At 69.1% G+C, this 14,287-nt stretch carries 15 protein-coding genes; 6 read left to right on the plus strand and 9 right to left on the minus strand.

What is annotated here, in order from left to right:
* Window position 1: 1 nt before the first annotated feature.
* The gene (locus OHS16_RS02835; RefSeq protein WP_328535545.1) at window positions 2-706 is read right to left on the minus strand and encodes a succinate dehydrogenase cytochrome b subunit; all 705 of its coding nucleotides are present in this window, start codon (window positions 704-706) and stop codon (window positions 2-4) included.
* Window positions 707-791: 85 nt separating this feature from the next.
* Here OHS16_RS02835 and OHS16_RS02840 point away from each other — a divergent pair, with 85 nt between their 5' ends.
* The gene (locus tag OHS16_RS02840; RefSeq protein ID WP_328535546.1) at window positions 792-1,694 is read left to right on the plus strand and encodes a LysR family transcriptional regulator; all 903 of its coding nucleotides are present in this window, start codon (window positions 792-794) and stop codon (window positions 1,692-1,694) included.
* Here the strand turns inward: OHS16_RS02840 and OHS16_RS02845 are convergent.
* The 3 genes from OHS16_RS02845 to OHS16_RS02855 form a co-directional block, all read right to left on the minus strand.
* On the minus strand, window positions 1,664-3,847 hold the full coding sequence (locus OHS16_RS02845; protein WP_328535547.1) for a putative bifunctional diguanylate cyclase/phosphodiesterase: 2,184 nt from the start codon (window positions 3,845-3,847) through the stop codon (window positions 1,664-1,666). The two genes, OHS16_RS02840 and OHS16_RS02845, sit on opposite strands and share 31 nt — an antisense overlap.
* The gene (locus OHS16_RS02850) at window positions 3,844-4,656 is read right to left on the minus strand and encodes an SAM-dependent methyltransferase (protein ID WP_328535548.1); all 813 of its coding nucleotides are present in this window, start codon (window positions 4,654-4,656) and stop codon (window positions 3,844-3,846) included. The genes OHS16_RS02845 and OHS16_RS02850 overlap by 4 nt, the downstream gene beginning before the upstream one ends.
* A gap of 193 nt (window positions 4,657-4,849) precedes the next feature.
* The gene (locus tag OHS16_RS02855; protein WP_328535549.1) at window positions 4,850-5,845 is read right to left on the minus strand and encodes an SCO0930 family lipoprotein; all 996 of its coding nucleotides are present in this window, start codon (window positions 5,843-5,845) and stop codon (window positions 4,850-4,852) included.
* 553 nt (window positions 5,846-6,398) lie between these two features.
* Here OHS16_RS02855 and OHS16_RS02860 point away from each other — a divergent pair.
* Genes OHS16_RS02860 through OHS16_RS02870 form a run of 3 tightly spaced genes read left to right on the plus strand, consistent with a single transcriptional unit; the run spans window position 6,399 to window position 7,853 of the window.
* On the plus strand, window positions 6,399-6,563 hold the full coding sequence (locus OHS16_RS02860; RefSeq protein WP_328535550.1) for a hypothetical protein: 165 nt from the start codon (window positions 6,399-6,401) through the stop codon (window positions 6,561-6,563).
* 31 nt (window positions 6,564-6,594) lie between these two features.
* On the plus strand, window positions 6,595-7,359 hold the full coding sequence (locus OHS16_RS02865) for a bestrophin-like domain (RefSeq protein ID WP_328535551.1): 765 nt from the start codon (window positions 6,595-6,597) through the stop codon (window positions 7,357-7,359).
* Between the two features lie 32 nt (window positions 7,360-7,391).
* The gene (locus tag OHS16_RS02870) at window positions 7,392-7,853 is read left to right on the plus strand and encodes a universal stress protein (protein ID WP_328535552.1); all 462 of its coding nucleotides are present in this window, start codon (window positions 7,392-7,394) and stop codon (window positions 7,851-7,853) included.
* Window positions 7,854-7,859: 6 nt separating this feature from the next.
* On the opposite strand, the gene OHS16_RS02875 is transcribed toward OHS16_RS02870, so the two are convergent.
* Entirely contained in the window at window positions 7,860-9,053 is a 1,194-nt protein-coding gene (locus OHS16_RS02875; RefSeq protein WP_328535553.1) for a CapA family protein, read from the minus strand.
* A 201-nt stretch (window positions 9,054-9,254) separates the two neighbouring features.
* Here OHS16_RS02875 and OHS16_RS02880 point away from each other — a divergent pair, with 201 nt between their 5' ends.
* Together OHS16_RS02880 and OHS16_RS02885 are read left to right on the plus strand one after the other, a co-directional pair.
* The gene (locus OHS16_RS02880; protein ID WP_443042547.1) at window positions 9,255-9,806 is read left to right on the plus strand and encodes a sigma-70 family RNA polymerase sigma factor; all 552 of its coding nucleotides are present in this window, start codon (window positions 9,255-9,257) and stop codon (window positions 9,804-9,806) included.
* Between the two features lie 119 nt (window positions 9,807-9,925).
* Window positions 9,926-10,405, plus strand: a complete 480-nt coding sequence (locus OHS16_RS02885) for a hypothetical protein (protein WP_328535554.1) — start codon at window positions 9,926-9,928, stop codon at window positions 10,403-10,405.
* Window positions 10,406-10,448: 43 nt separating this feature from the next.
* Here OHS16_RS02885 and OHS16_RS02890 read toward each other — a convergent pair whose 3' ends face one another.
* The 4 genes from OHS16_RS02890 to OHS16_RS02905 are packed head-to-tail and all read right to left on the minus strand — an operon-like array spanning window position 10,449 to window position 14,280.
* Entirely contained in the window at window positions 10,449-11,597 is a 1,149-nt protein-coding gene (locus tag OHS16_RS02890) for a histidine kinase (protein ID WP_443042733.1), read from the minus strand.
* Window positions 11,598-11,635: 38 nt separating this feature from the next.
* Window positions 11,636-13,084 carry a sodium/solute symporter gene (locus OHS16_RS02895; protein WP_328540691.1) on the minus strand — a complete coding sequence of 483 codons (1,449 nt, stop codon included), beginning with the start codon at window positions 13,082-13,084 and terminating at the stop codon, window positions 11,636-11,638.
* 38 nt (window positions 13,085-13,122) lie between these two features.
* The gene (locus OHS16_RS02900) at window positions 13,123-13,485 is read right to left on the minus strand and encodes a hypothetical protein (protein WP_328535556.1); all 363 of its coding nucleotides are present in this window, start codon (window positions 13,483-13,485) and stop codon (window positions 13,123-13,125) included.
* A 45-nt stretch (window positions 13,486-13,530) separates the two neighbouring features.
* A complete protein-coding gene (locus OHS16_RS02905) occupies window positions 13,531-14,280 on the minus strand; it encodes a LytR/AlgR family response regulator transcription factor (protein ID WP_328535557.1) in 750 nt (249 codons plus the stop codon).
* Window positions 14,281-14,287 lie beyond the last annotated feature (7 nt).

Below are 14,287 nucleotides of genomic sequence, written 5' to 3' on the forward strand. Positions count from 1 at the left end.
GTCAGCTCACGACTCCGGTCATGACGGCGACGGGTACGGAGATGAAGCCGGCCGTCAGCACCAGTGCGAGGAGGTTGGCGGTGGTCTTCAGAAGGCGGTCGCGGGTGGCCCTGCCCGCGCCGAGGGTCTGTGCGGCGCTCCAGAAGCCGTGCCTGATGTGCAGTCCGAGAGCGAGCATCGCGACGATGTAGATGACGTCGCCGTACCAGGTGTCGAACGTCGCGACGACGTTCTCGTACGGGTGCCCGGCCTGTGCGTTGTCGTTCACCGTCAGGGTGGTGAGGTCCAGCAGATGCCAGACGATGAAGAGCGCGAGGATGACGCCGCCCCAGCGCATGGTGCGGGTGGCATAGCTGGCGCGGGGGCGCTTGTGCGCATACGCGACGGGCCGGGCCCGCAGATCACGCCGGCTGAGCTGCCAGGCGCACACCGCGTGCAGTACTACCGCTGCGACGAGCATGACGCGGATGATCCACAGCGCCCATTCGTAGTGCAGGAACGGCTCACCGATGGTGCGCAGCCAGTGGGCGTAGTGGTTGAAGTCCCCCGGACCGAAGAAGATCTTCAGATTTCCGAGCATATGGACGACCAGGTACAACAGCATGATCAGGCCGCTCACAGCCATGATCGTCTTTTTGCCGACGGTCGATCCCCAGACCGTCCGCGCCAGGGACGGCCTTCGGTCCGCCTTCGTTGCCAGTGCCATGGTCAAAGACGTTACGGGGGCACCACGTCAGAGGTCCAAGACATGGAACAGCTCATGTCCATAGCCAACGGCTATCGTGCTTCCTATGCAGCTCCACCAGCTCTCCTACTTCGTCGCGGTCGCTGAGACCCGCCACTTCACCCGCGCGGCCGAGGAGGTGCATGTCGCGCAGCCGTCGCTCTCCCAGCAGATCAGAGCTCTGGAGAAGGAGCTGGGCGCCGAGCTGTTCAGCAGGGCCCGGGGAAACATCACGCTCACCGACGCCGGTGAGGCCCTGCTCCCGCTGGCCCTGCGCATCCTCGCCGACGCCGAAACGGCCCGCCACGAGGTGCAGGAGCTGGCCCAGTTGCGCCGCGGCCGGGTACGCCTGGGCGCGACGCCGAGTCTCTGCACCGGTCTGCTTCCCGATGTGCTGCGAGCCTTCCACGACCAGCACCCCGGCATCCAGCTGCTGATCGAGGAGGGCGGCTCGCACGATCTGGTGAGGGAACTGGCGCGTGGCGCACTCGATCTCGCCCTGGTGGTGCTGCCGCTGCCCACCCCGTCCCCCGCGCTCACCACGATCGAGCTGCTCCAGGAGGACCTGGTCGTGGTCTCCTCCCTGGCGACAGCGGCGCCGCGCTCACCCCTGCGGATCGCCGATCTCGAGGGGGAACCCATGGTGATGTTCCGGTACGGCTACGACCTGCGGGACCTCACCGTCTCGGCCTGCCGCGCCAAGGGCTTCGAGCCGTACTTCACCGTCGAGGGCGGCGAGATGGACGCCGTGCTCGGCTTCGTGAGGGCCGGGCTTGGCGTCGCCGTCGTACCCGGCATGATCGCCGCCCGGGCCGGACACGGACTGCGGGTCACGCCGCTGGCCCGCCCGGGGCTGCGCCGGACGATCGCGCTGGCACACCGGAGCGACGTCGCACCGCCTCGCGCCGCCCGAGTGCTGCAGGACGTCCTGCTGTCATGTCACACGGCGTCGGCCAGCGACAGACTGTGAATCCGGTCGGGCGCTCCCGGCCTTGCGTAGTACCAGCCCTGCGCGGTGTCACAGCCGAGGTCCCTCAGCTGGTCGGCCTGCGCACCGGTCTCCACCCCCTCCACCGTGACCGCGAGCTCCAGGCTGTGGGCCAGCGCGACGATGCCCTCGACGATCTTGAGGTCCACCGGGTCGGCCGGGTGCTGCTGCATCGACTGGGTGAAGGAACGGTCCAGCTTGAGCACGCTCACCGGCAGCCTGCGCAGATTGGCGAGATTGGAGTAACCGGTTCCGAAGTCGTCGAGCGCGATGTCCACGCCCATCTCGGCCAGCTGCCGCAGCGGCTTCAGCAGGTCGTCGTCCGCCCCGATCAACGCCGATTCGGTGACCTCCAGGCAGAGTGCGCCGGGATCGAGCCCGGTGCGCTCCAGGACGGCGACGGTGTCCGCGACCAGGCCGGGATGGTAGAGCTGGGTGGGCGAGAGATTCACGTTGATGCGCAGCGGTCCGCCGTCGTTGTGAGCGGGGTGCCGCTGCTGCCAGCCCCTGGCCTGCCGCACCGACTCCTCGAGTACCCACCGGCCGAGCGGCACGATGAGCCCGGTGTGCTCGGCGAGGGAGATGAACCGGTCGGGACCGAGTACCCCGTGCTGCGGATGGGACCAGCGCACGAGAGCTTCCGCGCCGTGCACACTGCCGTCGCCGAGATGCACCAGCGGCTGGTACTCGATGAAGAACTCACCGCGTTCCAGGGCGGCGGGCAGCGCTGTGGTCAGCCCGTGCCGGGTGATGGCACGGGCGTCCGCCTCGGCGTCGGCCAGCTGGAACCGGTTGCCTCCCGCCGCCTTGGCCCGGTACATGGTGATGTCCGCGCTGCGCAGCACCTCGGCGGGGCTCTGCGCGCCAGCCGGCCCCTCGACCACACCGATGCTGCCCCGGACGGTCAGTTCGCGGCCGTCGATACGGATGGGGGTGGCCAGCGCCGACAGAATCCGCACGGCCAGTTCCTCGACCTCGTGCGCGGTGTTGTCGCCGGTGGTGAGCGCGACGAATTCGTCTCCGCCCAGCCGGGCCACCATCTCGCACGACGCGGTCGCGCAGCTCTGCAGCCGGTCAGCCACTTCGACGAGCAGCCGGTCCCCTGCCGAGTGGCCCAGGCTGTCGTTGATCGCCTTGAAACCGTCGAGGTCCAGGTAGCACAGGCCGAAGCGCATCCCGTCCTTGGCGGCGAGCGCCTTGTCGAGGCGCTCGAAGAAGAGGGTTCTGTTGGGCAGGCCGGTCAGCGCGTCGTGCGTCGCCTCGTAGCGCAGCCGCAGGTTGAGCAGCCGGCGCTCCGTGGTGTCCTCCATCAGCGCCAGCTGGTACTGCGGCTGGCCCTCCTCGTCACGCAGCAGCGACACCGTCAGATTGGTCCACAGAACGGTGCCGTCATTGCGGTAGTAGGGCTTCTCGACCCGGTAGTGGTCGCGCTCCCCACGCACCAGCTCGGCATGCAGGCCCCACACCTGAGGGGCGTCCTCGGGGTGCACCCACTCGTTCACCTTGCGGCTGCGGACATGGTGGTCGAGGCCGCCGAACATCTGCAGCAGCGCGTCGTTGACCTCCAGGATGTTTCCGTCGAGGTCGGCGATGCCGATACCGATCGCCGCGTCCTCGAACACCGCGCGGAACCGGGTCTCGGTGACATGCAGGGCCTGTTCCGCGGCGCTGCGCGCGGAGAGCGCGGAGCGGGCGATCGCTTCCTGCTCCGCGAGGGTGCGCTCACGCAGGGCCTGTGAGAATCCGGCGGCGAGGGCGTGCTGGAGACGCGCGCAGCGGTTCCGGCTCTCCTCCTGGGTCAGCTCGGCAGCGTCCTCGACGCGGCCGCAGTAGAGCACCAGATACGAGTCGATCACACCGAGGGTGTGGCTGAGCGCGTCCGGGTCGGTGCAGTGCGCGGCGACGAGATCGGCCCCGACCCGGTGCGCGGGCGTCGGGTCGAAGGGCCAGGCGTGCAGGGCGTCGCTCAGCCGGCGGGCGAGCGGCAGCAGGTGCTGCTCGAACTCGGGCCTGGTGAGCGAGGTGGCGGTCGACGGGAAGATGGCCCGGCTCCAGATGGTCGCGAAGCGGCCCAGCCTGTCTTCGGGGCTGTCCTGGTCCGCCGGGGATCCCGCTTTCCGGTAGGGCACGTTCACGCCTTGAGCCCCACACCGACGAATCCGGCGAAGGCGTACAGGTCCTCCGGGTCGACCGGTGTGTCCGGCCGCCAGTCGGGCATCGCGACCAGGCCGGGCTCCACGAGTTCGTACCCGGCGAAGAACCGGGCCACCTCCTCGGACGAGCGCATGACCAGCGGATTGCGGATGTTCCGGTAGACGCCCACCGCGCCTCCCGCCTGCTCCTGCAGGACGGGAATGCCCTCGTACGACGCATGGGTGACGATCAGCAGGCTGCCGGGTGCCAGCGCCTCGCGGAGTGCGACCACGGCGGCGTACGGATCGTCGGCGTCCTCGATGAAGTGGAGTACCGCGACCAGCAGGAGAGCCACCGGGCGGTCCAGATCGAGGAGCCCTGCGACCTCCGGGCTGTCCAGGATCTCCTGGGGCTTGCGCAGATCCGCGGCCAGCACGCCGGTCCGGTCATTGCCCTCGAGTACTGCCTTGCTGTGTGCGACCGCGACCGGATCGTGGTCCACGTAGACCACCCGGGCCTCCGGTTCGATGGACTGCGCCACCTCGTGGACATTCCCGAACGTCGGAATACCTGAACCTATGTCGAGGAATTGCGTGATCCCCCGCTCGACCGCGTATCGGACGGCCCGGCGCATGAACGCGCGATTCGCCTGCATCACCTTGGGGAGGCCCGGCATGAACTCCATGGCTTTGCGGGCGGCTTCCCGATCCACCTCGAAATTGTGCGAACCGCCCAAGTAGTAGTCGTAGATCCGCGACACACTCGGCACCGAAAGATCGATGCCCTGCGGGGCCCAGGCAGGACGCTCCATCAATGTCTCCAACGAGTCGGCACGACGGTCCGGCCATGACCATGGCCAGTGTTCGAGCCGAATCTACTGATCCACCGCCAAGAGAGCGAGCAAAAACGGAAATTGGCGGTCCGTTATTGGTCACACGCCGGTGGCAAGTGCGTCCGGCCCGCCCTGCAGGGGGTGCAGGAACGGGCCGGAGAAGGGGGCGTATCTACTTGCCGGCGCCCACCAGTTTCGCGTCGGGAGTGACCGCGTACCACGTGCCGCCAACGCCCTGGCCATTGGTGTCTCCCGGTTTGGTGTCACCCGAGAAGGTATAGACGGGCCAGCAGTTGATCGACTGCTGCTTCAGTCCGTCGGGGCGGTTGAAGGTGACAAAGCCCTTCTTGATGATGTCCACGGTGTCGTTCTTCGCTACAGGAGCGACAACCGGCCACTTGGAGAGGCAGGCTCCGGTGCATGCCGACTTCATCGGCCACGCGGAGTCCTTTGTCAGCCGGTAGACCGTCATTCCACGCTTGTCCACGATGATGTCGCCGAGTTTGGGGTCCTTGCGCACCGAGAGACCGGGCAATGAGTCCGCCGATCCCGCCGCGGCGGCGCCTGCCGCGGCGGGCGCCGCCTTCTTCCCGTCGGGTGCGGACGCGAACCAGGTGCCACCGACGCCCTGCCCCTTCGCGTCACCCGCTTTGGTGTCCTTGGCGTACCGGTACATGGGCCAGCCCGCAATGGTCAGCTGCTTCGTGCCGTCACCCCTGGTGACCTGGCCGATGAGTGCGGCGTCGGCGCCGGGCGCCGCGGTGACACTGCCTGCGGGAACGGGCGGCCAGGCCTTCACACAGTCGCCGTCGCAATTCGACTTCGGCGGGCTCGCGGTGTCCTTGTCGAATCGGTAGAGGGTGAGCCCCGCGCTGTCCGTCACCACCTTTCCCAGCTTCTTGCTGTCCCAGACGGCCAGCTGGCCTGCCGACTTCTTGGCTGCCGCGCTGGCGTCCGAGTCGGAGCCGTACCCGCTGCCGGACCCGTACCCGCCGCCGGTCCCGTAGCCGTCGTCCCCGGGCTGCCCGGCCGCCTGGCCGGCGGGCTGGGCGTCGCCCACTGTCTGTCCGTACGCGGACGAGGAGCCCTTGTCCTGACCGCACGCCGTCGTCAGCGCCAGCACTGCCACCGCCGTCACCGCGAGTGAGGCGTTCCGCCAGGTGTTCATGTGTACTCCCGCTGTCTGTTGGGGGCTGCGGCACACGGTGTGCGCCGTACATGGCCCTAGGTACGGGCGCCGGGGCCCCTGGCGTTCAATGCGATCCGAGATAATTCCCGCGCCCCGCCCATCCGTTGGCCGTCTCAAACACAAAGCCGCAGATCTCCCCCCTTCCGGCGAATCAGCGACGACCCCCGACTGTTGCCGCCCGGGACGGATCATGATCCTCGGCATGTACCGATCGCCGGGGACGCTCATACCGCTTGCCGCACGGCTGTTCGCCGCTGCCGGGCTCGTCTGGCTCACTCTGGCCACCACCGCACCCGCGGCTGCCAGCAACTGCTCCTACTCCTCCATCTCCCAGTCGGGAAAGGCGGATTCGTCCACTTCGATCGCGGTGGGCGGAGGCAACGGAAGCTGTTCGGCGGGGCCGGCGCCCCGACCGGTCCCGAAACCGCCTCCGCCTCCGCCACCGCCTCCACCTCCACCCCCGCCTCCCGTGTACCACCCGGCGCCCCCGCCCCCGCCCCCGCCGCCACCACCACCGGCACCCAAGCCCTCGGTGCGCCCGAAGCCGCCCGCACCGAAGCCGGTTGCGCTCCCCGACTACCGGGCGCCGGTTCGCAAGAAGCCGTCGAGCGGTCCTTCCATCGTCACCCTCACCCTGCTGATCACGGCTCCCGCGGTCTTCGCCGTCGCCGTACTCCGCCCGCGCTCATCGCGCTGACCGCTCGCTTCTACGACCGCCGGAGACACCTGTGTCGGAATGGCTTGTTCTCACGATCGCGATGGCCGCGGCCTGTGCCGTCGTCCTGACCATCGCGTTCATCAACAACCGACGGGTCGGGGACGACGATGACCCGTCGGAGACTCCCGACGTCATCGAGTACATGACGATGATGATCGGCGTGATCTACGCAATCGTGCTGGGTCTGGCCATCGCCGGCGTCTGGGAGGGACGCAGCGCCGCGCAGGAGTCGGTACGCCTGGAGGCCCAGGCACTGCACGAGGTGGACGCCCGCTCGGCGGTGTACCCGGCAGCGGTGCGCGGCCGCATCCGCAGCGATGTCGGCACCTACGTCAGCTACGTGCTGGACACCGAGTGGAAGCACATGGGCGACCACGGCGATCTCACCGCCCGCGGCGGCAGGCTGCTGGATCAGGTACGCCGGGACGTCACCGACTACAAGCCGAAGAACGATCACGAGGGGCAGGCCTATCAGCCGCTGGTCGACCAGGTGGCCGCAGCCGACGACGCTCGCGGTTCCCGGGGGCAGAGTGCCGGCGCGACCATGCCGGGGGTGGTCTGGTTCGGCCTGATCATCGGCGCTTTGATCACCGTCGGACTGATCTTCACACTGCAGATCCGCCGTTCCGCGAAGGAGCTGCTGCTGGCCGGCCTCTTCAGTGCACTGATCGCGTTTCTGCTCTTCCTCATCTGGGACTTCGACGCGCCGTTCGGGCGGGGCATCTCCGCCACCGCTTCACCATTCCTCGACCTTTTCCCGCAGGCCGGAAAGTAGGTGGTCGACCGGGAAGGAGATAGCCTCCTGGCGTGACAGATCAGCAGCCTCACCAGTTCGAACGCGGTACAGACGGTCCCAAGGTGATCGTCGTCGGCATAGACGGTTCCGAGTCGTCGTTGCGTGCCGCCGCGTATGCCGGGGGGCTCGCCAGACGGCAGAACGCCCTGCTCGCGATCGTGTATGTGCAGCCTGTGCTCTCGGCGGGGGCCTCACTCGGGGCCTCCGTCGCCGACACCACCGGTGAGATCGCCGAGGGCCTGGTGGCCGAGATCCGGACAGCCACCGAGCGGGTGAAGGGGATATTCGCCGTGCGGTGGGAATTCCACACCTTCCGCGGGGATCCCTTCAACGGTCTGGTCACCGCGGCGGACGAGCTGAAGGCGGACGCCGTGGTGGTCGGCGCGTCGGAGTCGGCCGGCCACCGAATCGTCGGGTCGGTCGCCGTCCGCCTCGTCAAGACCGGGCGGTGGCCGGTCACCGTCGTCCCGTAGTCCGCGTCATTCGCCCATGGTCAGGCCCTGCGCAGCGGCTCCGCGGCTGAGCACCGCGCGCCGGACGGCCTTCTCGGCCACCTGGTAGTCCTTGCGTCCCGGGGCCCGGCGCAGCGCCTCCGGGAGAGCGACCACCCGCCCCTTCTGCACGTCCATCCACTGCGGGACGAACTCCGCCTTTTTCACCACCCAGCGCTGCCCCGGTTCCGCCGGGGGGCCGAAGGTGAAGCGTCCGATGGAACTCTGGTTGCCGCGGGGGTCGACCACGTCCGGTGGATTGACCATCGCACCGGCGACCTGATCGCCCATGCCGTAGATGATCCAGGTGCCGTTGACCTTCTCGTACGCCTGCGGAATATGAGCGTGGGTGCCGAGGATCAGATCGATGTCGGGCCTGCCCTTGGTGGTGGAGGCGGTGAGCCGGTGACCGAGCGTCAACTGCTGCTCGTCGGGGGCCTCCTGCCATTCGGTGCCCCAGTGCAGGCTGACCACCACCACGTCGGCACCTGCCTTCCTGGCCGCCCTGGCGTCCGCAATGATCTTCTGTTCGTCGATGAGATGCACCGCCCAGGGCCGGCCTTCGGGCTGCGGGAAGCCGTTGGTGTCATAGGTGTAGGCGAGTTGGGCCACCAAGGCGCCACCGGCCCGCATCAGCGCGGGGCGTGCGGACTCGGCGGCGGTTCGGCCGGATCCCGCATGCTTGACGCCTGCCTTGTCCAGGGCCTCCAGCGTTCTGCGGATACCATCGGCGCCCGCGTCCAGCGTGTGATTGGAAGCGGTTGAACAGGAGTCGTAGCCGGTGGCACGCAGGCCGGCTGCCACCTCGGGCGGTGACTTGAACGTGGGGAATCCGGTGAAGGGCCCGCCGTTCGCCCCGTACACCGTTTCCATGTGGCAGATCGCCAGATCCGCCCGGGAGATGACCGGTGCGACCCCGGCGAGCATCGGCCGGAAGTCATAGCCGTGCCCGCCCGCGTCCGTGTGGGCCAAGCGGATGATCGAGGCATGCGGGAGTACGTCGCCCGTTCCGACGAGCGTGAATCCGCGGACATCGGACTGCGTGCTGCCGGCAGCGCCGGACGGCGCGGGCCGCTCCGGGTCCGCACGCGGGTACGGGGTCTGTTCCGGTCCACCGCAAGCGGCGAGGGCGAGCAGAAGGGCGGCGGACGCCACCAGAGAGAGACTTTTACTATTTGTCATATTTACATTCGAAACAGCATGACCGGCATCTTCAAGTCTCCATACGGTCAGGTAGCTGAAATGGACGCACGTGTGAGGCATCAAGGGCCGTGTACGGCCGGCGACCGCTCGGCGTGCCACTCGTCGCACCGTTCAACCGCTCGTCGCAGAGATGTGTGCGGACGCTGTCGCTCACTGCCCCTGGTGCGCTCCCATACGCCCGTGACCCTGACACCGACACGTCCCGGCGCCGACGAGCGGGCACTCGCGGACCTGCAGCACACCCATGGCCGGGCGCTGCTGCAGTTTCTGCTCGGGCTGACGTACGGCGACCGGCAGCGCGCCGAGGACCTGCTGCAGGAGACGATGGTGCGCGCCTGGCAGCATCCGGAGGCCTTCGAAGGGCCGTACGAGTCCATGCGGCCCTGGCTGTTCACGGTGGGGCGGCGGCTGGCCATCGATGCCCGCAGATCCCGGCTGGCCCGTCCGGCCGAGGTCAGCGACAACGTTCTGGAGTCGACCCCGGCCCCAGGTGACCTCACCGAGCGCTCGGCCGCGGCACTGGACGTACGCCAGGCGGTACGGGCACTGAGCCCCGAGCACCGTGACGTGCTGGTACAGATATATTTCCACGGGCTGAGCGTGCACGAGGCGGCGTCAACCCTCGGTATCCCGGCGGGCACCGTGAAGTCCCGTTCCCATTACGCGCTGCGCGCCCTGAGCCGCAAACTGCCTGGCTACCGGGCGGCTCCGCCCTGTGGACGCCCTACCTGATCATCTCCGCCGGGATGCCAATCCCGCCTTTCTGCCCACGGCGCGCATCCGGCACCGGTTCAATGCTCCCTGGAGTGCCTGGGCAGTACCTGGCCGAGAGATGAAAGAGGCGAGACGGGATGCGTCCCGAGAGCACCGACGGGACCGGCAGTGGTGAACTGCTGGTGCCGATGGACTGGATGTACGCGGAGTACATCGCCGACGAGCTGCTGCGCACCGGCGATCTGATGCCACCGACAACGATCGAGTACCAGGCGGGGCGCGACGCCCTCGCCCTGACCGTCTTCCTTTCGGACGGTGCGGCGGGCGGCGTCCGGATGGTGACGCGGCTCAACGAATGGCTGTCGCTCACCGCGTACGACAGCGGCTGGCGGGAGTGGGTCTGCGGACGGCTCGACCGGCTCGCCGCAGGCGGCGGGCCCGATCTGCCCCTGGCCAGGGCCGCCTGGAAGTGGCTCGAGGACACCGAGCTGCTGGCGGCGGACCTGGACGCGGTCGCGCCGGGCGCGGTGCCGGACGAAGCGGAAGGACCGCACGTGTGGACGCCTGCCTGGCAGCTGGGTCTGCCACTGGGCCATCTGGCGATCCACTTGTTCTGAACACGCGCCGCGGCCGCCTGCGGCGTGGCCAGGACCGCGAGGCTCATGAACCGTGCACCCCCGCACGGTATTTCGGGATGCGTACGGTCACCTTCATACCCGCGCCGACGCCCGTCTCGATGACCAGCCCGTAGGCGTCCCCGTACACCTGTCGCAGCCGTTCGTCGACATTGAGCAGTCCGATGCCCGCGGAGGATCCGCCCTCGCCGCGAAGGACCTCACGCAGCCGCGAGGGCTCCATCCCGGTTCCGTCGTCCTCGATGACGACCTCGGCGTCGGAGCCGGCGTCCAGTGCGCTGATGGTGATGCGCCCGCGTCCGGCCGCACCTTCGATGCCGTGCTTGACCGCGTTCTCCACCAGTGGCTGAAGACACAGGAAGGGCAAGGCCACGGGCAGCACCTCGGGGGCCACCTGCAGGGTGACACCGAGGCGGTCACCGAACCTGGCTCCCGCGAGAGCCAGGTACTGGTCGATGGAGTGCAGTTCCTCGGCGAGGGTGGTGAAGTCGCCGCGTCTGCGGAAGGAGTAGCGGGTGAAGTCGGCGAACTCCAGGAGCAGTTCGCGGGCACGTTCGGGATCGGTACGGACGAACGAGGCTATCGCGGCCAGTGAGTTGAAGATGAAGTGCGGGGAGATCTGGGCCCGCAGCGCCTTGATCTCTGCCTCGATCAACCGGGTCCTCGAACGGTCGAGTTCGGCGAGCTCCAGCTGCACCGACACCCAGCGGGCCACTTCACCGGCGGCTCTGGCCAGCACAGCGGACTCACGCGGCGCATAGGCGACCAGTACCCCCAGCACCCGGTGGTCGACGGTGAGCGGCACCGCGACGGCCCAGCGCAGCGGGCAGTCGAGATCGTCGCAGTCGCTCCTGAAGGCCCTGTCCCTGCCGCTCTCCAGGAGCCCGCTCACCCGGCTCATGACCTGCGGCGCATGGTGCTCCCCCAGGCCGTCCCAGCACAGGACACGCTCCCCGTCGGTCAGACACAGTGCGTCGGTGCCCAGCAGCGAGCGCAGCCTGCGGGCGGCCTTGCGGGCGCTCTCCTCGGTCAGGCCCGCGCGCAGCGGCGGCGCGGCGAGCGACGCGGTGTGCAGCGTCTCGAAGGTCGCGTGTTCGACCGGTGTGCCGACCCCGTTGTTGCGGACGGGGCGGGCGCTGCGCCGGCCGATGACGAACCCGCCCATCAGCAGCATTGGTCCGAGCACGATCAGAGCGGCGAGCGCCGGCCCGTTCACCGGAGGGCTCCGCCCGCTGACGCTATCGACTCGGGCAGATGGAAGCGGGCCATGGCCGCGCTCGTGCCTGCCGGGATACGGCCCGGGGTGGCCAGCGACACCAGCACCATGGCCAGGAAGCCGACCGGCACGGACCACAGAGCCGGCCAGGCGAGCAGGGTGTGCGCCCAGCCGTGCGGTGCCGCACCGCCCATGGTGACGGCTACGGCCAGCAGTGCGGAGCCGCCGCCCAGCAGCAGCCCGGCGATCGCGCCGGGCGGGGTGAGACGGCGCCACCAGATGCCGAGCACCAGCAGCGGACAGAACGACGAGGCGGAGACGGCGAACGCCATCCCGACGGCGTCCGCCACCGGGACTCCGTTCATCAGCAGCGCACCGGCCAGCGGTATGCCCATGGCGAGCACCGTGGCGAGACGGAAGTGCCGTACCCCCCGGGACTCCTGGGCGAGGACCCCGGCGACGGCCATGGTGAGCCCGGACGCGGTGGACAGGAAAGCCGCGAAGGCACCGCCGGCGACCAGCGCCCCGAGCAGGTCCCCGCCCGCTCCGCCGATCACCCGGCCGGGAAGCAGAAGGACGGCCGCGTCGGCGTCACCGTTGAGCGGGAGTTCCGATGCGTACAGCCTCCCCAGGGCGCCGTAGACCGGCGGCAGCAGATAGAACGCTCCGATCAGCGCGAGCACCACCACCGTCGTGCGGCGGGCACTCCGCCCGTCGGGGCTGGTGTAGAAGCGGACGACGACATGAGGCAGGCCCATGGTGCCGAGGAAGGTCGCGACGATCAGACCGTAGGTCGCGTACAGCGGATGGTCGGCCCGGCCGAAGCCCGCGGACACGGCGAGCGCCGGTGCCGCAGCCGGCAGCCCCGGCCGTCCGTCGCCCTGCCAGGCCAGCACCAGGAACAGCGCGGGGACCAGCAGCGCGGTGAGCTTGAGCCAGTACTGGAAGGCCTGCACAAACGTGATGCTGCGCATCCCGCCTGCCGCCACCGAGAGCACCACCACGGCCGCCACGACGACGGGGCCGAGCCAGTCCGGCGCACCGGTCAGGATTTCCAGGGTCAGCCCCGCGCCCTGAAGCTGAGGGACCAGGTAGAGCCAGCCCGCTCCGGTGACGAAGACGCTGACCAGTGCGCGGACCTGGCGGGATTCCAGTCGTCCTTCCGCGAAGTCGGGAAGTGTGTACGCCCCCGAGCGGCGCAGCGGCGCGGCGATGAGCAGCAGCAGGACGAGGTATCCCGCGGTGTAGCCGACCGGGTACCAGAGCATGTCCGGGCCGTGCACCAGGACCAGGCCGGCAACACCGAGGAAGGACGCAGCCGAGAGGTACTCGCCGCTGATCGCCGCGGCGTTGAGGCGTGGGCCGGCCGTGCGTGACGCCACGTAGAAGTCCGATGTGGTGCGGGAGATGCGCAGCCCGAAGCCGCCGACCAGGGCGGTCGTCATGACGACGACGGCCACCGCCGCCACCGCATAGGTCCGGCTCACTGCGGGGGGCGGCCTTCCACGAGTCGGGCGAAGTCCCGTTCGTTGCGCTCGGCCCGGCGTACGAACCACCAGGCGGCGAGCACCAGCAGCGGGTACGCGCCGAATCCGAGAACCAGCCAGACGGCGAATTCGCTGCGGAGCGCGACGAAGGCGAGCGGAAGGGTGCCCGCGAGCAACGCGAGCAGCAGGAAGGCGCTCAGTCCGGCACGGAGCTGACTGCGCATCAGAGAACGTACATAAGCGTCACCGAGCGCGGTCTGCTCGTCGATCTCCGACTGTGCGCGGTAGCGCGGCAGCTGCCGCACCCTCCGGGGCTCACCCATGACGGTCTCGCGTCGGGGTGCGGGCTCTGCGGACATGGCGCGGAGTGTACGCAGCCCGGTGAACGGCTGGGAAGTGCCCGCTCAGTGGCCCCCGCGCATCAGGCGCTCACGCAGCACCCGGGCGTGCCGTCTGCTGACCGGCAGTTCGACCGCGCCGATCCGGACACTCATGGCCCCGGCATCCAGGCGCAGTTCGTCGATGCGGTCGATCGCGATGAGATGACTGCGGTGGATCCGCACGAATCCGCGCGAGCGCCAGCGTTCCTCCAGGGCAGTCAGTGGGATACGGACGAGGTGACTGCCCTCAGCGGTGTGCAGCCGTGCGTAGTCGCCCTGGGCTTCCGCGTACGTGATGTCGGCAACGGTGACGAACCGTACGACGCCGCCCAGTTCGACCGGGATCTGGTCGGCCGCCGTGTCGAGTACGGGTGCGTAGCGGTCGGTGACCATGTCGGAGACCCGGCGCACTGCTTCGGCGAGGCGCTCCCTGCGGACCGGTTTCAGCACATAGTCGACCGCCTTGAGGTCGAATGCCTGCAGCGCGAAGCCCTCGTGCGCCGTGACGAAGACGATCAGCGGCGGCGTCGCGAAGCCTGCCAGCAGCTTGGCGATGTCGAGTCCGGTGAGCCCGGCCATGTGGATGTCGAGAAAGACGGCGTCGACGGCGCTGTCGTCCCCCGGACCCGCGTCGAGGGCGGAACCGATGATGCGCAGCGCACCGGTGGCGCTGACGGCGCCTTCGGCGCTGCGGATCCTCGGATCGGAGCGGAGCAGATAGAGAAGCTCCTCAAGGGCCGGCTCTTCGTCGTCGACGGCCAGTACGCGCAGCATGAGCCCG

Source organism: Streptomyces sp. NBC_00344 (assembly GCF_036088315.1).
In the GTDB taxonomy this organism is placed as follows: domain Bacteria; phylum Actinomycetota; class Actinomycetes; order Streptomycetales; family Streptomycetaceae; genus Streptomyces.